Origin of the sequence: Cupriavidus laharis, assembly GCF_914271435.1 — a bacterium.
GTDB classification, from domain to species: domain Bacteria; phylum Pseudomonadota; class Gammaproteobacteria; order Burkholderiales; family Burkholderiaceae; genus Cupriavidus; species Cupriavidus laharis.
In genome coordinates this window covers 35,793-54,975 of sequence record NZ_CAJZAI010000005.1, presented here as the reverse complement: position 1 = coordinate 54,975, position 19,183 = coordinate 35,793, and the positions used below count along the sequence as shown (strand labels likewise).

The following is a 19,183-nucleotide window of genomic DNA, read 5'->3' as shown; positions in this document are numbered from 1 at the left end:
GATTCTTTGAATGAGGAATTTGATTTTTACGATTGGTATTGCCGGGTTGATAGGGGTCGCAGCATCAACGGGCATTACTCGAGCGCAGACATCAGGCCAAGATGTGACCACTCAGAGAACATCGCAGGAATACGCTGTTGGCCCTTGTCGCTTCAGAATAGCGAACATGTTTGGCGGAGAATTTCGCGAGCCTTACCCTGCCGAGGCGAGCCCGCCACAGGGGACCTACTACCTTCCTGTGACTGGGCCATCATCGTTCCGGGCGGGCGGCTTCAGCCTCTTTTGTGTGAGTGCCAAAGAGGAGCGAATTACATCCGCATTGAATGGGAAGTACGTGGATGGTCGTTGGTGGACGTACGGACCGATCAATGGCCCTGAATTTGTTCCATATGAACGGCAGGCGAAGGCTCAAACAATTCTTTTGAAGGAAAGAAACTGGACCGCGATTGCCTACACGGAGGACGCCACCACTGGTGAAGAACGAAAGCGGGCTCGCGTTTTTCACTTTTGCCTCGTTCATGAACTATACGCCTTGTGTGGATACAAAACAGTTAAATGGTTGTCGGAGCGGAAAGGACGTAATGACCTTGATCGGGTCAAGGCGATTCTCGAAACTGTTGAGTTCGTTGACGGGCCAGAGCCCACTGACGTCAGTCCCGCTTCTGCCGTGGCTCCCGTCAACAAGTAAGGCGGATTCGAAATGCATAGTCCAACTCGACTTGGGGATCTATTGGAAAACGGCGGCGAAGTAACAAGCGCGTCGCCTACCTTGAACTTCATGGGTCGCCCCCTCGCTCGCAAGGGCGACTCCGCGCTCTGTGCGTTGCACGGTCCCACCACCATCGCCGAGGGCGCCGAAGGCTTTCGCGATCAGGACGGCCGCCCCATTGCGATGCATCACCACCGCTGTGCGTGCGGTTGCCGATTGATGGCATCACTGCAGAATGTCTGGATTGGCTGAGCATGCCGATTGATCTGTCGCTAGCCGGCTACGCGCGTCCGTATCCACCGCGTGGCTTGCGATTCTTGCCATGGTTTTGCGCGTGGCTGGTGGTCTGCGTGGCCGGCGCGGCAATCTCGATTTACTTATGGCCGAAGGGAACGCCCGCAATAGGTTTTTCGTTCTGGTTGCGCACCGTCGGCATTCCCAACGTTGCCTTCCTGGCTGTGCTCAGCATGGCTCGGGTGGTGCGCGAACTCCAGTGGTGGTGGGTCCATCACTGGAACAACATCCGCGGAAAGCGGGTTGACGCGTGGATGCGCGAGGCGCAGCGACCTTTGCAGGTACTGGGCGCGGGTTACAGCTTGCCGCTGCAAGAGCACGCGACCCTGGTCGAAGCGCTTGAGGCAGGAAAGCCTCTGGTGGATGAGCGAGCTCCGAGGGAGGGCGCAGGTCTCGTTTGCCATAACCGCTTTGATGACGACAACCTGTCGGTCATTCCCGCCGCATACAACCCGAACCCTGCGCCTAACGCCGACGATGCCATTGCGGATGAATCGGAGACTGTTCACACCGTCATCCTCAAACTGATGGACGCGATCACGCCGCTTGTTCCGAGCCTGGAAGCCCTGTCGCAATATGGGCCGCACTTTGCCCCAGCAGTTAGGGTGCTCGCACCGGCCGACCCGGCAACGACACGATTGGCCCAGGTCAAAGACGCCGTGCAGCGCCTGGGTTTGCCAACACTGGATTGCCAGATTGCAACAGCAGGCGGCGCCCTTACGGAAGCCGACGTGTGGCTCGATCAACGCGAATGGCGTGCGCTGCTTTTGGTGGCAGCCGAATGGCACGATGCCGCGACGCCATTCAACAGTACTGAAGGCTGCGCGGCCGTGTTGCTCAATCCAGGTTGTTTCGAGTTGCCAGAGCCGGTGAAGGTCGCAGGGATCTTGCATCGACCAGTGTCCGGTACCGTCAACACGCTGGACGCCGTATTCGGCAATGCCGTGGTTTGGGGCGATGCCGCCAATGCATCGATGGTCCGTGCGTGGATCACGGGCCTGCCAAGTCGGGACGAGACCGTGCTGCTCCCGGCATTCAAACAGCCACCTCTTGTAAATCTTGGCGAGGCAGACGCACAGCGCCGCGTGGATGCCGTCGTCGGCAATGCTGGCTCTTTGAATGCCTTGCTTTCCATCGCCGCTGCGATCGAATCATGCCAGACCGGCGCCCATTTCATTGTGGACCGTGCCCAGGCCGCGGTCCTTCATGTCACGACTATCCCGCATGACGAATCCGAGCAATAACCTTAAGGCGCTAGAGAAGGAATCCAGCACAGCGCGAGCCCCGGGCTCCATGACTCTTTTGGGGCGGGCCGATGGCGATTGCCATTGTTGCGGTCATCCTTGACCTCGTCATCTGGCTGAATGATGGTGTTTTCGGTCTGACATCTCAGGGCGAAAAGATTACGTTCATGCTGTGGACTGTGCTGGCAGTGTTCGTGCTCAGCTTTGTCTATGTGATTGTCGTATTTCTCGGCGGTCACAAGGCTATCCGGCGCTCGTTCTCCCGCGTGACAGGGGAAGTTTCGGCGGAACAGAAGACCTCAGCGCGAGGATGTGATGCTCGGATCGGGGAACTGCGCATGGAACTGCGCCGCCAATCTGGCTGGCGTTGGCGCTATCGCGCGCCATGGCTCATGATCTGCGGCGACGACTCCACCATTGAGCAGGTCGCACCGGGACTCAAGCAGGCAGGCGTGCGGTGCACCGACGAGGTAGTTCTGGTCCACGCGGCACCTCAAGGAATCGACGCCAGTTTGTGGCAGCAGCAAATCCGCAGCCTGCGCCGGCGCCGCCCCACCGACGCCGTGGTGCAAGTCGTAGGAAGCGATTCGGCGGTCGCGTCGGATGTCGAGTCATTGCGCCTGCTGAGCGACTGCCAGCGGGTGCTGGGCTGGGCCGCACCGATCATGTTTCTGTACCCGGTGCCGGTGCGCGGCTCTCAGCCTGACCATGACCAGCCGGTCGGTGTTTTCGTGAATGCGTGCCGTCGCTTGCCAGACCAGATTCCTCTGCACGACCAACTGGCTGAGCTTGAAACTCGTACAGCCAATGCAATCTTGTTTGGCATCAAAAACGAGAAGCCACCTTTCATCGCGGTGATCTCGGCCTACATTGGTGACCAGCGCGCCAGCATTGCCAGTCGCTGGGCGGCCTGGCAAGCGTCCGTATGGCGACAGGCGCCGTTGGCCGGCGTCATGTTCGTGCCCGAGGTTGCAGCGCCCGTGATGGTTGGACGGGTACCGGTGGCAGACGCGTCTGGAGACGTGGCCCGTATTGCCGCAGAGGGAATCCGTTCGCTACCCGTACGCATCGATCTGTCGGCGCTGAGACTGACGTGGCGTGAAATTGCCCGGCAGGCGCTGCACCACCGTGGCCGCCGCATCGGCTTTTACCCGTGGACGGCAGTTGCGGGGGGAGCGCTCGCTTGCACGATCCTCTGGACCGCCGGAATGGCAGTATCCGGCTTGCGCAATTTGCAGGACATTGGCATCGCCCGGGACGCCATGCAAGGCGTTCGCACGACCACCGATCCAGCGAAGCGCCTGCACGCACTATTGGCCCTCCAGCAGCAAATCGACCACTACGAATACCGCACGCAACACCACGCGCCATGGCTTACCCGCTTCGGCCTGAACCGTGACCCGGAAGTGCTGGCCGCGCTGTGGAAGCCATACACCCAGGCAGCCCGGCAGTTCCTGATTACACCCGCGCAACAGAATCTGGAGGCCTCGCTTGTCGACCTCGGCCAACTGCAGACCACTTCGCTCACTGACCAGACCAGCAAATGGGCCATGGGCGGACGCGATGGGCTCAAGGCCTACCTGATGCTGGCCCATCCCGAGCGCACGGAACCCGCCTTCCTCGCCTCGCAACTGGCAAAGGCATGGACCACCGAGGCCCGCATCACACCTGGAGAAAAACAGGACCTCGCCGAGCGCCTCTCCCAGTTCTACGGGCAACACCTGAAATCGAACCCCGACCGGAAGATCGATGCCCGTCCCGAACTCGTCGCCGGCGCACGCCAGACGCTGCTGGCGGTGATCGGCGCACGGAATGCGCAGGACACGGTGTACCAGCAGATCCTCGACGGCGCAGGCAGCAAGTACCCGGACCAGACCCTGGCGTCGCTGACCGTGGGCACGGACACGCGTGGTCTTCTGCATGCGTCGGCCGTAGTGCCCGGAGTGTTCACCCGCCAGGCTTACGAGGGTTACATCGCAGATGCCATCGAGGAGGCCGTGAAGCGCCGCGACGTGAGTACGGACTGGGTACTCGCCGGTGACCAGGCCCGCGACAACGCGCCGAGCCTGTCCGCGTACGAACTGCGCAAGGCGCTCACGCTGCAGTACTTTGCCGACTACGCCGAACACTGGCAGGGCTTCATGAACGCGCTGCAGTGGGAGCCCTCGCCGACCTTGCCCGCGGCAATCGGCCAGCTCAAGCTGTTGGCCGATGCGCGCCAGTCGCCGGTGATCGCGCTGATGAAGTCACTGGAATACCAGGGTGGCGCGGGCGTGCAGAAGGCATCGCTGTCGGACGCGCTGGTGAACAAGGCGAAGGACATGTTCACCAGCAAAGGCGACGCACCGCAAACCGCCCGGTCAGAGCCTGCCGGTCCACTTGATGCGGCCTTCGGGCCGGTGCTGCGCCTTGTAGGGCAGTCCAGGCAGGGTATCGCCAACAGCGACCTGAGCCTGCAGCGCTTCCTCGACCGGGCCACCGCGCTGCGGCTGCGCCTGCAGCAGGTCAATGGCAGCCCCGACGCTGACGAACAGGCGCGCCAGATGGCCCAGACGCTGTTCCAGGGCAAGGGCTCGGAACTGGCCGACACGCAGGCCTATGCGCAGTTGATGGCGGCGAGCGTTGGCACGGAATGGGCGGGTATGGGGGAGGCGCTGTTCGTGCGGCCCATTGCCCAGGCCACGCAGACTATCGTGCTGCCCGCGCAGGCGAGCCTGAACGACCTGTGGTATCGCGCTGTGGTCAGCGACTGGAACCATGCTTTTGCGGGACGCTACCCGTTTGCCGACACGGGCAACGATGCCTCGTTGCCCGAGTTTGCCCAGTTTGTGCGCCCGCAAGGCGGTCGTATCCAGACGTTCCTGGCCACCCAACTGGCCGGCGTCCTGGAACTCCAGGGCAATCAGTGGGTGCCGGCCACCGGGGCGCGGGGCATCACCTTTGACCCGGAATTTCTGAAATTCATCAATCTGTTGCAGCGCATCGGTGCTCACCTGCTGGTGCAGGGCGAGCCGCAGTACCGGTTCGAACTCAAGCCGGTTCCTACCCCTGGCCTGACCGATACCGTGCTGACCATCGACGGCCAGAAACTGCACTATTACAACCAGCGCGAAACCTGGCAGCGGATGGCGTGGCCTTCGAACAGCCTGGCGGACCTCGGCACCCGACTGCAGTGGCAAACCGAAACGGCAGGTACGAACAAACGCTACGAGTTTGGCGGGCGCTTCGGTCTGCTGCGCATGCTCGCGCGCGGACACATCCAGCAGATCGATGGCGCCACGTACCAGATTGGCTGGCCTGCGGAACCCGATACTGGTGTCGCCACAGCGGGGGGATCGGATACGGCGAAGGTACCGGAAATTCAGTTCCAGATGCGCAGTGAGTCCGGTGCTGGCGTGCTCGATCTGCTGTCGCTGCTGGGTCTCAAGATATCGCCGCGCGTATTCCTGATCCCGCGCGCGGGGACGGTGGCCGATGCTGGAGCATCTCCGGCCGAGCGTGTCCCCGGAACCCAATAAGGGTTCCGGCGGAGCAGCCGAAACGATCCCTCAGCGCGTCGCCACCACGAACAACCGCGGAAACGGCAACAACACCGACCCATCCTCCAATGCCGGATACGCCTTGGCAATCTTCGCCTCATACTGCGCCAGATAAGCCGCGCGCTCGGCGTCATCCAACGGCTGGATGAACGGCCGCAGGCCACTGCCCTTGAACCATTCCACCACCGCATTCGCGCCACCGGCGAGCGGATGATGGTAGACCGTCAGCCACACATCCACGCGCGCGCAATGCGGGCGCAGCAGCTCGTAGTACCAGCGCGCCGAAGCCCGCGCCGCCCGGGCGTTGCTCGCAGCGGCCAGCTTGGCCGCCCACGGACCCTTCGCGGCAGTCTCGCGCATCAGCCGATGCGCGGGTTCCTCGATGTTGTCCGGCATCTGCACGGCCAGCGTGCCGCCCTGCGACAGCTTCTGCACCAGCGCCGGAAACAGCGTGGCGTGGTCCGGCACCCACTGCAGCACCGCATTGGCCAGGATCACGTCGTAGGGACCGGTGTCGTTCCATGCCGTGATGTCCGCGACATCGAACTGCACATCGGGCAACCGCTTGCGCGCGGCGTCGATCATGTCCTCGGAGCTGTCCAGTCCGGTGACCGACGCACCCGGGAACCGCGACATCAGCACCTCGGTGGAATTGCCCGGCCCGCAACCGATATCCACCGCCGTGCGCACGATCTCATTGGGAATCGCGGCAACCAGATCGCGGACCGGGCGCGTGCGTTCGTCTTCAAAGGCCACGTATTGGCGGGCGGACCAGCTCATGGGTATCTCCTCGGAAACTGCGTACCGGCATGCGCCGACGCAAAAAAAGCCCGGTGTCTCCACCGGGCTTGCATCAAACCTTCAGCATCTCTCTCGCTCAGCTCTTGGCGACCGCGGCGGTCTTGCCCTTGCCGAGCATCCGGTTGATCTGCCATTGCTGGGCGATCGACAGGATGTTGTTCACGACCCAGTACAGCACCAGGCCGGCCGGGAAGAAGAAGAACATGAACGAGAACACCAGCGGCATGATCATCATGACCTTGGCCTGGACCGGGTCCGGCGGGGTCGGGTTCAGCTTGGTCTGCAGGAACATCGATGCAGCCATCACGATCGGCAGGATGTAGAACGGATCCGGCACCGACAGGTCATGGATCCAGCCCAGCCACGGCGCGCCACGCATTTCCACCGACGACAGCAGCACCCAGTACAGCGCGATGAAGACCGGGATCTGGATCACGATGGGCAGGCAGCCGCCGAGCGGGTTGACCTTCTCGGTCTTGTACAGCGCCATCATCTCCTGGTTCATCTTCTGCGGATCGCCCTTGTGGCGCTCGCGCATGGCCGTCATGCGCGGCTGCAGCTCCTTCATCTTGCCCATCGACTTGTAGCTGGCGGCCGACAGCGGGAAGAACACCAGCTTGATCAGCACCGTCAGCAGGATGATCGACCAGCCCCAGTTGCCCAGGAAGCCGTGCAGCTTTTCCAGCAGCCAGAACAGCGGCTTGGCCAGGATGGTCAGCCAGCCATAGTCCTTCACCAGTTCCAGGCCGGGGGTGATCTTCTCGAGCATGCGCTCTTCCTGCGGGCCGGCGAACAGGCGCGCGTCGGTCGTCACCGTGGCACCCGGGGCGATCTGGCCAAGCGGCTGCTGGATGCCCACGCGGTACAGGTTCGGGTCGATCTGCTGGACGTAGAAGCTGTGCTCCTTGCCCGCCTGCGGAATCCAGGCCGAGGCAAAGTAGTGCTGCACCATCGCCACCCAGCCATTGGTGGTAGCGCCAGGCGTGCTGGCCTTGCCCTTGGCGATGTCTTCGAAGGTGATCTTGTGGTACTTGTCCGCGTCCGTGTAGATGGCCGGGCCGGTGAAGGTGCTGTAGAACTGCGACTGCTCCACCTTGCTGCCGTCACGCGCCAGTTCCAGGTACAGCGTCGGCGAAACCGGCGCGGTGCCTGCGTTGGTCACGGCAAAGCGCGTGTCCACCACGTAGCTGCCCTTGTGGAAGACGTAAGTCTTCGCAAACTTCACGCCGTTCTTGTCGGCGGTCAGCGTGACTTCCAGCTTGTCGGCACCGTCCAGCGTGCGCGGGCCGGGGGCGGCCGTGAACACGGTGGTGTGGTTCGGCAGGTCGCCGCCGATCAGGCCGGAGCGGGCCAGGTAGGTGCGCGTGGTGTCGCGCTCGAACAGCACCACCGGCTTGCCGTCCTTCTCGTGCTCGTTGAGCAGCTCCAGGCGCGACAGGATGCCGCCAGCGGTGTCGATCTCGGCGCGCACCTCGTCGGTGGTCACGATGATCTTCTCGCCCGTGGGCTGGGCGGCTGCCTGCGGGGCGGCACCCGGAGCACCCGGGGCTGCCGGAGCAGCGGCGCCTGCAGTTGCGTTGGCCTTGGGCACATCGCCCTGGGCTGCGCCGGCGGCGGCGGGCGCCGAGGCGGCCTGCTGCTGCGTCGCGCTCGGGAAGAACATCGACGCGTGGCCGTTGGCGCGCTGCCAGTTGTCATAGAGCAGCACGAGGGACATCGAGAAGATGACCCAGAGGATGGTGCGTTTGATATCCATGTCTCGCTGTGGTCGGGGGAATCAGGGTCTGGGCAGACGGATATTGCGGACGGTGACAGGCCCATGGCCCGTCGCGGGTTGGGCAAACTTGCCCGTTTGTGCAGTTTCCGTTTCCGCGCCCGGCACGGGATCATACCCGCCTTGCGCGAAAGGATGGCAACGACATAGCCGGCACACGGCCATCCAGCTGCCGCGCGCGGCGCCATGACGCACGACGGCGTCGCGGGCGTAGTCGGAACAGGTAGGCCAGAAGCGGCACCGCGAGCCCAGGTACGGGCTCAGAGCGATCTTGTAGATGCGCAGCAGGGCTAGCAGGATTCGCTTCATGGCTGGGAGCGGTCAGGCCGGAAGGCCCTTTGGCTGTTCAGGCGCGGCCGAGGGTGACGGCGGTGGCGGAGGCAGGGGCCTGGCGGCCACTTCCAGCAAGCTGGAAATCTCCGTCAGGCATGCACGTCGGACCGCGGAGCGGCTGGTAAATTCCGCACGCGGAAACTTTGCCTGCAGCCGCAGCAGCACGTCGCGTCCGCCCAACTGGCCTTGGCGCAGGCGGAACAACTCGCGCGCCATGCGCTTGACCAGGTTGCGCTCGGCCGCGCGCGGCGCGAACTTCTTGCCTACCACCACGCCCAGCCGGGCTTCGGCCCGGCCGTTGGCGCGCACGTAGAGCACAAAGTGCGTACTGCGCTTGCGGGGCCGCAAAGCAAAAACGGATGAAAACTCATCCGTCTTTGTCAGCCTCGCGGCTTTGGGAAAGGCAAAGGTAGACACGCTTGGCAAAGCTAGCGGGAACACTGCAGCCTGCGGCAAGCTACCGGCCATCCAGAAGGCGAGGCGGTTGGCATGGACGGCGTTGCCACCGTCCAGACCGGTCGCCCGGCCCTTAGATTGCCAGGCGCTTGCGACCCTTGGCGCGACGAGCGTTGATGACGGCACGGCCGCCACGGGTCTTCATGCGCACGCGGAAACCGTGGGTACGCTTGCGGCGGGTAACGGAAGGTTGGTAGGTACGTTTCATGTTGCACTCTCTGGTTGATCTGGGCTAGCCCGCCTCCGGCCGGTGCCGGGGTGCCGTGGCCGCCGCGTATGGTTCGCATGGGGTTGCCGTGCGCCGGAAACGCCTGGGGCGTATACCGACAAGGTCACGACGATTCTGGTTCTGTCTTGGTGCCGGCCCTGAAGCCGGCCAGCGCTGGATTGCAGGTATACACCTGCAGGCGCGGGCGGCACGGACAGGCCAGACCCGGCGATGCGCATACGTGATCCCCTGCCGCATCGCAGAACCCGCCATTTAAACGATTTTCGTCGCGAGTGTCAAGGCTTCGTCATGTGTGCAGGGGCACAATCGCGACAGCACTACGTAAACGTTACGTAAACAGCCGTGCGCCATTGTCCACAACAGCCTGTTAACAAGTTTGCGTGCTGATTCGTGCACTGCGGCAGGCCGCCAGATTGGCCGAAGTCCCTGTTTCCTCTGTGTTTTCCGGCGCTGCAGCATGCCGGAAACCCGCGCCGCTGCTCGGGTTGTGCACACCAATCCACTGAATTTGCACAAGTTGTCCACAGACTTATCCTTTGTGGATAACTTGAGGCCGGGGGTACAATCCCGGTCCAATCACTACACGGGCTGCGTGGCGCAGGCGCATCCCGGGCTTCCCCCCAAGTTTTTGCAGGCCGACGCGGCGGACCGTATACAGGACGTATACGTAAGTCGCTGCCGGCGCCGCAGGCATGGGTACGGAGAAGGCCGGGCTGGCGAGGCGCGACAGTAGCCGTGGCGCACCCTGGGGATGCGCTAACTTAACAAAAAACAATGCAAGACTTCTGGCAGGCGGCAGCCGCGCAACTCGAGCGCGAGCTGACGCCGCAACAGTTCAAAACCTGGATCAAGCCGTTGGCGCCCGTCGGTTTCGACGAGGAGGCGCACACGCTGCGCATTGCCGCGCCGAACCGGTTCAAGCTGGATTGGGTCAAGAGCCAGTTTTCGGGGCGTATTACCGCCCTTGCCTGCGAATATTGGGAAGCGCAGGTCAGTGTTCACTTTGTCCTGGATCCTGTTGCGTCGGGCCGCGCTGCGGCCTACGCGCAACCACCGGCGGCCGGCATGGGTGGCCAGCCGGGCATGATGCCGGGCGCCGCACCCGATGGTCACGCAGCGGCAGGTACGGGCATGCAGGGCTATCCCGGCGGCCAGCCGATGGGGCAACCCATGGGCCAGCAGTTCGCCCAACCCGGCATGCAGCAGGGCTACGGCGAGTACCAGTCCGCCCGCGGCCAGGCAGGCTTCGGCCCGGGCCAGGCGCCCTACCCGGGCCATCCGCTGCAGGGTGGCTCCCGCCCGCAGCAGGCGCAGGCCGCGCAGCACGGTGTCGACATGGGCGAGATCGACGTCGTCCAGATGGACCCGGCCGAAGCCGCCGCCCGCTCCTACCGTGTGCAGCAGCAACAACCGCCCATGCAGTCGGGCCCGATGGTGCAGCACCCCGGGGCGCCTGGTGCGCAGCCCGGCCAGCCGAGCCAGGCCAGCGACACGGTGCACGAGCGCTCGCGCCTGAACCCGATCCTGACGTTCGACAACTTCGTCACCGGTAAAGCCAACCAGCTGGCGCGCGCTGCCGCCATCCAGGTGGCGAACAACCCAGGCAAGTCCTACAACCCGCTGTATCTATACGGAGGCGTAGGCCTGGGCAAGACGCACTTGATCCATGCCATCGGCAATTTCATGCTGCTGGAGAACCCGCGCGCGCGTATCCGCTACATCCACGCCGAACAGTACGTTTCGGACGTGGTGAAGGCCTACCAGCGCAAGGCGTTCGACGAGTTCAAGCGCTATTACCACTCGCTCGACCTGCTGCTGATCGACGATATCCAGTTCTTCTCCGGCAAGAACCGCACGCAGGAAGAGTTCTTCTACGCGTTCGAAGCGCTGATCGCCAACCGGGCGCAGGTGATCATCACCAGCGATACGTACCCGAAGGAGATCACCGGCATCGACGATCGCCTGATCTCGCGTTTCGACTCCGGCCTGACCGTGGCCATCGAGCCGCCCGAGCTGGAAATGCGCGTGGCGATCCTGATGAAGAAGGCCGCCGCCGAGAACGTGAGCGTGCCCGAGGAAGTCGCGTTCTTCGTCGCCAAGCACCTGCGTTCCAACGTGCGTGAGCTGGAAGGCGCACTGCGCAAGATCCTGGCGTTCTCGAACTTCCACGGCCGCGACATCACCATCGAGGTGACGCGCGAGGCGCTGAAGGACCTGCTGACGGTGCAGAACCGACAGATCTCGGTCGAGAACATCCAGAAGACCTGCGCGGACTTCTACAACATCAAGGTCGCTGACATGTACTCGAAAAAGCGGCCTGCGAACATTGCAAGGCCGCGCCAGATCGCGATGTACCTGGCGAAGGAGCTCACGCAGAAGAGCCTGCCCGAGATCGGCGAGCTCTTCGGCGGGCGCGATCACACCACCGTGCTGCACGCGGTGCGCAAGATTGCCGATGAGCGCAGCAAGGACGCGCAGCTCAACCACGAGTTGCACGTGCTGGAACAGACGCTCAAGGGTTGAGTTAGTTGAGTGCCTGGTGTTTGCCTGTCGTCCCCGCGAAGGCGGGAACCCGGTGACTTTTCGTCTCCCGCGGGCGGACTTCAAAGACGCTGGATTCCCGCCTGCGCGGGAATGACAGGGCAGAGAAGCAGTTTTGAAGGGCCGGCCGATTAGGCTGGCATACTGTAGGTTCGGCGTCACAAGGGAGTCCTTGGGGCGCCTGTTAAACAACATCGGTCCAGCCGCAGCCGAGTGCAGTGTCAGCCACAGAATAAGGCTTTGCGGTGAGTCGGGACGGAATGCCGAAAGTGCAGTGGAAAGTGCGCGGCCAGCATCGTGGCTTTTTGTGCACAGACCCCACTTCCGGCGGTTTCGCCCCGCTTCACCGCAGCGGCTTATCCTTGGTACAATGGCATATTAACTCCTTGATTTCTAAGTGAATTGGAGTTGCCTAGAGTTTGCGGTCGCCGACGACAAACGACGAAGGATAAATTCAATGCAATTGGTCAAAACCTCGCGAGACAATCTGCTGCGTCCGCTGCAAATCGTGAGCGGCATCGTGGAGCGCCGCCACACCCTCCCGATCCTGGCCAACCTGCTGATTCGCAAGTCCGGCTCGAACGTATCCTTCCTCTCGACCGACATCGAGATCCAGATCACCACGCACGCCGAATGCGGCGTGGGCAATGACAGCGTGGCCACCACTGTGGCCGCACGCAAGCTGCTCGACATCCTGCGCGCCATGCCTGACGGCGACGTCGCCCTGTCGCTCAACGACAAGCGCATGACCGTGCAGTCCGGCAAGAGCCGCTTCGCACTGCAGACGCTGGCCGCGGAAGAATTCCCGACCGTTGCCGAAGCCACCGAATTCAACGCCAGCGTCTCGCTCCCGCAGAAGACCTTCAAGCACCTGCTGGCGATGGTCCACTTCGCCATGGCGCAGCAAGACATCCGTTACTACCTGAACGGCATGCTGCTCGTCGTCGACGGCAAGAAGGTCATGGCAGTCGCCACCGACGGCCACCGCCTAGCCTACTGCGGCGTGGAGCTGGACACCGAAGCCGCCGGTGTGGGCGCGCGCCAGGAAGTCATCATCCCGCGCAAGACCATTCTGGAACTGCAACGCCTGCTCGAAGACAACGACGATCCCGTGCAGGTGCAGCTCGCCGCCAACCAGGTCAAGTTCAGCTTCGCCAATATCGAACTGATCTCCAAACTGGTGGAAGGCAAGTTCCCCGACTTCCAGCGCGTCATTCCCAAGGGCTACAAGAACGCTTTTGCGATTGACCGCGTGAAGCTGCAGCAGGCGCTGCAACGTACCGCCATCCTGACGACCGACAAGTTCAAGGGCGTGCGCTGCATCCTGGACACCCACATGCTGAAGATCAGCTCCACCAACGCCGATCAGGAAGAGGCGCAGGAAGAGCTGGAACTCGATTACTCGGGCGACGCGCTCGACATCGGCTTCAACGTGACCTACCTGCTCGACGTCCTCGCCAACCTGAAGAGCGAGCAAGTGCAGGTCAGCCTCGGCGACTCGAATTCGAGCGCGCTGATCACCGTGCCGGAAGACGACAACTTCAAGTACGTCGTCATGCCGATGCGCATCTGATGATCCGGTAACAGGACACGCAGACAACGACATACCGGAGCAGCAAACGGCACGCAACGACACCCGAATCATTACGGGCAGTCTTCTCGCAGCAGGGGCAGGACCGAAACCGGTCCGCCCCTTTTGCCGTTTTTAGTAACCGCCTTGCGGAGCCTCCCGGGCCTGGCCAATGTGCCGCCGTGGCCGGATTCCGCATTTGCCGTGAGTAGGAAAACATGACCGAACAGCAGAACCCGCAACAGGAAAACTCCTACGGAGCCTCTTCGATCCAGATCCTGGAAGGCCTGGAGGCGGTACGCAAGCGTCCGGGCATGTACATCGGTGATACCTCGGACGGCACCGGCCTGCATCACCTCGTCTTCGAGGTGCTGGACAACTCCATCGACGAAGCGCTGGCCGGCTACTGCACCGAGATCACGGTCACCATCCACAGCGACAACTCGATCTCCATCGTCGACAACGGCCGCGGCATCCCGCCCCTGGTCAAGTTCGACGACAAGCACGAACCCAAGCGCAGCGCGGCGGAAATCGCCATGACCGAGCTGCACGCCGGCGGCAAGTTCAACCAGAACAGCTACAAGGTGTCCGGCGGCCTGCACGGCGTGGGTGTGTCGTGCGTGAACGCGCTGTCCAAGTGGCTGCGCCTGACCGTGCGCCGTGACGGCAAGGTCCACCTGATCGAATTCGCCAAGGGGGACGTGCAGAACCGCATCGTCGAAACCGTCAACGGCCCGGACGGCCAGCCGGTCGAAGTGTCCCCGATGAAGATCACCGGCGATACCGACAAGCGCGGCACCGAAGTGCACTTCCTGGCGGATGAGGAAATCTTCACCAACGTCGAGTTCCACTACGAAATCCTGTCGAAGCGGATTCGTGAACTCTCGTTCCTGAACAACGGCGTTCACATCAAGCTGGTCGACCAGCGCACCGGCAAGGAAGAAGACTTTGCCTTCTCCGGCGGCGTGAAGGGTTTCGTCGAGTACATCAACCGCGCCAAGACTGTTCTGCACCCCACCATCTTCTACGCGAATGCCGAGAAAGACGGCATCGCCGTGGAAGTGTCGATGCAGTGGAACGACGGCTACAACGAGCAGGTGCTCTGCTTCACCAACAACATCCCCCAGCGGGATGGCGGCACCCACCTGACCGGCCTGCGCGCCGCGATGACCCGCGTCATCAACAAGTACATCGAAGAAAACGAGATCGCCAAGAAGGCCAAGGTGGAAACCAGCGGCGACGACATGCGCGAAGGCCTGGCCTGCGTGCTGTCCGTCAAGGTGCCCGAGCCCAAGTTCAGCTCGCAGACCAAGGACAAGCTCGTCTCGTCTGAAGTGCGCCTGCCCGTGGAAGAGCTGGTCAGCAAGGCGCTGACCGACTTCCTGCTGGAAACGCCCAACGACGCCAAGATCATCTGCAGCAAGATCGTCGACGCCGCCCGCGCGCGCGAAGCCGCCCGCAAGGCCCGCGAAATGACTCGCCGCAAGGGTGTCATGGACGGCATGGGCCTGCCCGGCAAGCTGGCCGACTGCCAGGAAAAAGACCCGGCCCAGTCCGAACTCTTCCTGGTGGAGGGTGACTCCGCAGGCGGCTCCGCCAAGCAGGGGCGCGACCGAAAGTTCCAGGCCATCCTGCCGCTCAAGGGCAAGATCCTGAACGTCGAGCGCGCGCGCTTCGACAAGATGCTCTCCAGCCAGGAAGTGCTCACGCTCATCACCGCGCTGGGCACCGGCATCGGCAAGGACGACTACAACCTGGAAAAGCTGCGCTACCACCGCATCATCATCATGACCGACGCGGACGTGGACGGCTCGCACATCCGCACGCTGCTGCTGACGTTCTTCTACCGCCAGATGCCCGACATCATCGAGCGCGGCTACGTGTACATCGCCCAGCCGCCGCTCTACAAGATCAAGCACGGCAAGGAAGAGCGCTACATCAAGGACGACGTCGAGCTCAACGCCTACCTGCTCAAGCTGGCCATGGAAAAGGCCGTGCTGGTGCGCCCGGATGGCACGGAGATCAATGGCGATGCGCTGACCGAGCTGGCGCGGCAGTACCAGCTGACGGAAGGCGTGATCGGCCGCCTGTCACGCATCGTGGATACGGATGCGCTGCGCGCGATTGCCGATGGCGTGACGCTGGACCTGGACAGCGCGCCGGCGGCCGAGGCATCGGCCGTGGCGCTGAAGGCCAAGCTGGCGGAGATGCATGCCAAGACGCTGATCGGCGCTGCCGTCAACGACGATGGCACGGCGGATGTGTATGCCCAGTTCGACGAAAAGACGGACAAGCATCGCCTGATGATTGCGCGTCGTCATCATGGCAACGTGCGGCTGTCGCACATGGACGCGGACTTTGTCCACGGGGCGGATTACGCGGCGCTGTCCAATGCGGCCAAGACGTTCCAGGGGCTGACGCCTGAGGGGACCAAGGTGCAGCGCGGGGAAGGGGACAAGATGAGGGATCAGACTGTCAATGACTTCCATGGGGCGATGCAGTGGTTGCTGTCCGAAGCCGAACGTGGGGTGTCGCGTCAGCGGTATAAGGGTCTTGGGGAGATGAACCCGGAGCAGTTGTTTGAGACGACGCTGGACGTGACCCAACGGCGACTGCTGAAGGTGCAGATTGAGGATGCTATTGCGGCGGATCAGATCTTTACTACGCTGATGGGGGATGAGGTGGAGCCGCGGAGGAACTTTATTGAGAGTAATGCGTTGGTGGCGAGGAATATTGATGTTTGAGAGCGTTGTATGCGCTAAAAATAATCAAATGAACTTATTTGAAGCTACCGCGTTTGAGTAACAGGCTCCATTATTCCATCTTGTCATAATCTGCAAGTCCGGAGGACGTAATTCGCCGCCTAAACCCTTGGGTCTCGTGAGAGTCCAAGGGTTTCTTCATTTGGGAGATCTCTCTGTGACTCGGTTCGACCTGCCAGTCACGACGGGACGCTTTCAAAGCAACTTTCTAAAAGTTGGGGATAACTTTGATCTCGCTGAATGTCCAGTGAGGCGAACCCGAGGTATCCAACATTCGACGCATTGTGAAGGGCGTATGGGCACGGCATTTCGACCCCCGAGGCCAGCGCTTGTCCTCGCCCCGTTACTATCTTCATGCCCCGATAATTGGGGCTTTGGCCAGCCAGGCCCGGCATGATTCTCGCCCCCAGTCGTCCATGATCCGGGGGGTGTTGTCACCGGGCCTGGTGGGTGGCTGGTGATCGCTAATAGGGGCTCGGCCAAGGTGTTCTTGAGGCCGTCCGTAACGTGGATGCCGAGACTTGCCACCGCTGTTGCAGGCCAACCCGCTCAATGCGCATAACCTTCGATGCAAGAAAACCAACAACATGACTCCGTCGATGTGTTTGTCGGCGTTGATGTAGGCAAAGGCCATCATCACGCTGTCGCACTCGATCGGACCGGCAAGCGCCTGTACAACAAAGCGCTGCCCAACGATGAGACCAAACTGCGCGCACTCATCACCGACCTCAAAGTACACGGCCAACTCCTGTTCGTCGTTGATCAACCCGCTACCATTGGGGCGCTGCCGGTGGCAGTCGCCCGCGACGAAGGCGTCATGGTCGCCTATCTGCCGGGTCTGGCCATGCGCCGCATCGCCGATCTGCACGCGGGCGAAGCCAAAACCGATGCCCGAGATGCCGCGATCATCGCCGAGGCCGCGCGATCGATGCCGCATACGCTGCGCTCGCTGCGACTCGCTGACGAGCCGCTCGCTGAGCTCACCATGCTGTGCGGCTTCGACGACGATCTGGCAGCCCAAATCACCCAAACCAGCAACCGCATTCGCGGCCTGCTCACTCAGATCCATCCCGCGCTGGAACGGGTTCTGGGACCTCGTCTGGACCATCCGGCCGTGCTCGATCTGCTCGAGCGCTACCCCTCACCCGCCGAGCTTGCTGCAACCAGCGAGAAGACACTCGCCAACCGCCTGACCAAGCTCGCGCCGCGTATGGGCAAGAGCCTCGCTGCCGAAATCGTTCAGGCGCTCAGTGAACAGGCTGTCGTCGTGCCCGGCACGCAGGCAGCCACTATCGTCATGCCGCGCCTAGCCCAGCAGCTCGCCGCCTTACGCAAACAACGCGACGAGGTCGCCAGCGAAGTAGAACGGTTGGTACATGAACACCCTCTTTGGCCGGTCCTGACCAGCATGCCGGGAGTCGGCGTCAGGACCGCCGCCAGGCTCCTCACTGAGGTCGCGCACAAAGCCTTCGCTTCGGCCGCACATCTCGCAGCCTACGCCGGCCTTGCGCCGGTCACCCGGCGCTCAGGCTCGTCCATTCGCGGCGAACACCCGTCCAGACGAGGCAACAAGGTGCTCAAGAGAGCGCTGTTCCTCTCAGCCTTTGCCGCCTTGCGAGACCCGATCTCGAGGGGCTACTACGCTCGCAAGATTCAGCAAGGAAAGCGCCACAATCAGGCGCTCATCGCCCTGGCCAGAAGACGCTGTGATGTGCTGTTCGCCATGTTGCGCGACGGCACCTTCTATCAGCCGAAATCCGGCTCAAATGCTTGACGAAACACATAGGGGCACGTTACTACACTTTATACTTTGCCGATCGTGCTCGAAATGTCCCCTCCCATCGCTGCCCAATCAACAACCAAAGCGAAGCTCACTGCTGTTGATTTATTCAGCGGGTGCGGCGGACTCAGTCGCGGTCTGAAGGATGCTGGCTTCACAGTAAAGGCGGCCGTCGAAATCAACGATAAGGCACAGACGACTTATAAGTTGAATCACAAGGATGTTCGTTTGTACTCAGAGGACATCCGCAAACTCGACCCCGCAGAAATTCTTGAGGAGATTGGGTTGGAACCCGGAGACTTGGACCTGCTTGCAGGCTGTCCTCCTTGCCAGGGCTTTTCTAGGCTGCGCACCCGTAACCAGCGTACATACGTGAAGGACGAACGGAACAACCTGGTCGCTGACTTTCTCAGGTTTGTCCGAGTGATGAACCCAAAGACCGTGATGTTGGAGAATGTACCGGCTCTGGGGCGAGACCAGCGCTTTACGAAGATGCGCAATCAGCTTGCCAAACTAGGCTATAAGGCGGTGGTTCAGGTACTCGATACGGCGGACTATGAAGTACCCCAACGCCGTAAGCGGCTCATTATGCTGGCCTCCCGAGTGCATGAGCCGGAATTTGCATCTCCTTCGACGGAGCGGGTTACAGTACGGAAGGCGTTCAAAGGCATCGGCGCTCCATCAACGTCGCGAGACAAACTTCACTCGCTTCCGGAAAACCGATCCCAAGCCGTGAGAGAACTCATTGCGCTAATTCCGAAAGATGGCGGAAGTCGTTCAGACTTGGGCGAGGAGCACCAACTGGAGTGTCACAAGCGAATTAAAGGCTTCCATGATGTTTACGGACGCATGGCCTGGAACGAAGTGTCTCCGACCATCACGAGTGGTTGCCACAACCCGTCTAAGGGCCGATTCCTACATCCGTCACTCAATCGCACCATTACGCTACGCGAAGCGGCGGTACTCCAAGGCTTCCCGAGAAGCTATAAGTTTGACGTGAACCACGGGAAGGAGGCAATTGCGCTAATGATTGGCAATGCGCTTCCGCCGCCATTCATCGCTGCGCACGCGGGCGCTTTGAAGAAGGGTTTGCTCGAATACAAGCGCAATCCAACGAAGGGGCTGGCACGGGCCGATTGAGAGGCACCGGC

14 protein-coding genes are annotated in these 19,183 nt (G+C 62.0%); 9 read left to right on the top strand and 5 right to left on the bottom strand.

The features are described from left to right. The first annotated feature begins 10 nt into the window (after positions 1–10). From LDO29_RS12460 to LDO29_RS12445, 4 genes are all read left to right on the top strand, one after another. Positions 11–688 (top strand): hypothetical protein, encoded by a 678-nt coding sequence (locus LDO29_RS12460; protein WP_224080097.1) that lies wholly within the window; start codon positions 11–13, stop codon positions 686–688. Positions 689–700: 12 nt separating this feature from the next. Continuing rightward, positions 701–961: a PAAR domain-containing protein gene (locus LDO29_RS12455; protein ID WP_224080096.1), complete on the top strand. Its 261-nt coding sequence runs from the start codon at positions 701–703 to the stop codon at positions 959–961. Positions 962–963: 2 nt separating this feature from the next. Then, positions 964–2,247, top strand: a complete 1,284-nt coding sequence (locus LDO29_RS12450) for a hypothetical protein (protein ID WP_224080095.1) — start codon at positions 964–966, stop codon at positions 2,245–2,247. Positions 2,248–2,318: 71 nt separating this feature from the next. Further along, entirely contained in the window at positions 2,319–5,765 is a 3,447-nt protein-coding gene (locus tag LDO29_RS12445; RefSeq protein WP_224080094.1) for an ImcF-related family protein, read from the top strand. Between the two features lie 30 nt (positions 5,766–5,795). Here the strand turns inward: LDO29_RS12445 and tam are convergent, their stop codons facing one another. The 5 genes from tam to rpmH form a co-directional block, all read right to left on the bottom strand. Then, a complete protein-coding gene (gene tam / locus LDO29_RS12440) occupies positions 5,796–6,566 on the bottom strand; it encodes a trans-aconitate 2-methyltransferase (protein ID WP_224080093.1) in 771 nt (256 codons plus the stop codon). A gap of 97 nt (positions 6,567–6,663) precedes the next feature. Further along, positions 6,664–8,343: a membrane protein insertase YidC gene (gene yidC, locus LDO29_RS12435; RefSeq protein WP_224080092.1), complete on the bottom strand. Its 1,680-nt coding sequence runs from the start codon at positions 8,341–8,343 to the stop codon at positions 6,664–6,666. A gap of 21 nt (positions 8,344–8,364) precedes the next feature. Continuing rightward, the gene (yidD, locus tag LDO29_RS12430; RefSeq protein WP_224080091.1) at positions 8,365–8,670 is read right to left on the bottom strand and encodes a membrane protein insertion efficiency factor YidD; all 306 of its coding nucleotides are present in this window, start codon (positions 8,668–8,670) and stop codon (positions 8,365–8,367) included. 12 nt (positions 8,671–8,682) lie between these two features. Further along, on the bottom strand, positions 8,683–9,111 hold the full coding sequence (rnpA, locus tag LDO29_RS12425; protein ID WP_224080335.1) for a ribonuclease P protein component: 429 nt from the start codon (positions 9,109–9,111) through the stop codon (positions 8,683–8,685). A 112-nt stretch (positions 9,112–9,223) separates the two neighbouring features. After that, complete coding sequence (gene rpmH, locus LDO29_RS12420; RefSeq protein ID WP_008650850.1) at positions 9,224–9,358, bottom strand: 50S ribosomal protein L34; 135 nt, start codon at positions 9,356–9,358, stop codon at positions 9,224–9,226. A 795-nt stretch (positions 9,359–10,153) separates the two neighbouring features. Here rpmH and dnaA point away from each other — a divergent pair. The 5 genes from dnaA (at position 10,154) to LDO29_RS12395 (ending at position 19,172) form a co-directional block, all read left to right on the top strand. Beyond that, entirely contained in the window at positions 10,154–11,902 is a 1,749-nt protein-coding gene (dnaA, locus tag LDO29_RS12415) for a chromosomal replication initiator protein DnaA (RefSeq protein WP_224080090.1), read from the top strand. A gap of 475 nt (positions 11,903–12,377) precedes the next feature. Beyond that, complete coding sequence (dnaN, locus tag LDO29_RS12410) at positions 12,378–13,493, top strand: DNA polymerase III subunit beta (protein WP_224080089.1); 1,116 nt, start codon at positions 12,378–12,380, stop codon at positions 13,491–13,493. A 215-nt stretch (positions 13,494–13,708) separates the two neighbouring features. Continuing rightward, positions 13,709–16,234: a DNA topoisomerase (ATP-hydrolyzing) subunit B gene (gene gyrB, locus LDO29_RS12405; protein WP_224080088.1), complete on the top strand. Its 2,526-nt coding sequence runs from the start codon at positions 13,709–13,711 to the stop codon at positions 16,232–16,234. Positions 16,235–16,820: 586 nt separating this feature from the next. Continuing rightward, on the top strand, positions 16,821–18,026 hold the full coding sequence (locus LDO29_RS12400; protein ID WP_224080087.1) for an IS110 family RNA-guided transposase: 1,206 nt from the start codon (positions 16,821–16,823) through the stop codon (positions 18,024–18,026). A gap of 54 nt (positions 18,027–18,080) precedes the next feature. After that, positions 18,081–19,172, top strand: coding sequence for a DNA cytosine methyltransferase (locus LDO29_RS12395; protein ID WP_224080086.1), 1,092 nt, complete (start codon positions 18,081–18,083; stop codon positions 19,170–19,172). Positions 19,173–19,183: the final 11 nt, after the last annotated feature.

Coding starts and splice junctions, on each gene's coding strand:
- LDO29_RS12460 (WP_224080097.1), top strand. CDS start 11: ATGAGGAATTTGATTTTTACGATTGGTATTGCCGGGTTGATAGGGGTC.
- LDO29_RS12455 (WP_224080096.1), top strand. CDS start 701: ATGCATAGTCCAACTCGACTTGGGGATCTATTGGAAAACGGCGGCGAA.
- LDO29_RS12450 (WP_224080095.1), top strand. CDS start 964: ATGCCGATTGATCTGTCGCTAGCCGGCTACGCGCGTCCGTATCCACCG.
- LDO29_RS12445 (WP_224080094.1), top strand. CDS start 2,319: ATGGCGATTGCCATTGTTGCGGTCATCCTTGACCTCGTCATCTGGCTG.
- tam (WP_224080093.1), bottom strand. CDS start 6,566: ATGAGCTGGTCCGCCCGCCAATACGTGGCCTTTGAAGACGAACGCACG.
- yidC (WP_224080092.1), bottom strand. CDS start 8,343: ATGGATATCAAACGCACCATCCTCTGGGTCATCTTCTCGATGTCCCTC.
- yidD (WP_224080091.1), bottom strand. CDS start 8,670: ATGAAGCGAATCCTGCTAGCCCTGCTGCGCATCTACAAGATCGCTCTG.
- rpmH (WP_008650850.1), bottom strand. CDS start 9,358: ATGAAACGTACCTACCAACCTTCCGTTACCCGCCGCAAGCGTACCCAC.
- dnaA (WP_224080090.1), top strand. CDS start 10,154: ATGCAAGACTTCTGGCAGGCGGCAGCCGCGCAACTCGAGCGCGAGCTG.
- dnaN (WP_224080089.1), top strand. CDS start 12,378: ATGCAATTGGTCAAAACCTCGCGAGACAATCTGCTGCGTCCGCTGCAA.
- gyrB (WP_224080088.1), top strand. CDS start 13,709: ATGACCGAACAGCAGAACCCGCAACAGGAAAACTCCTACGGAGCCTCT.
- LDO29_RS12400 (WP_224080087.1), top strand. CDS start 16,821: ATGCAAGAAAACCAACAACATGACTCCGTCGATGTGTTTGTCGGCGTT.
- LDO29_RS12395 (WP_224080086.1), top strand. CDS start 18,081: ATGTCCCCTCCCATCGCTGCCCAATCAACAACCAAAGCGAAGCTCACT.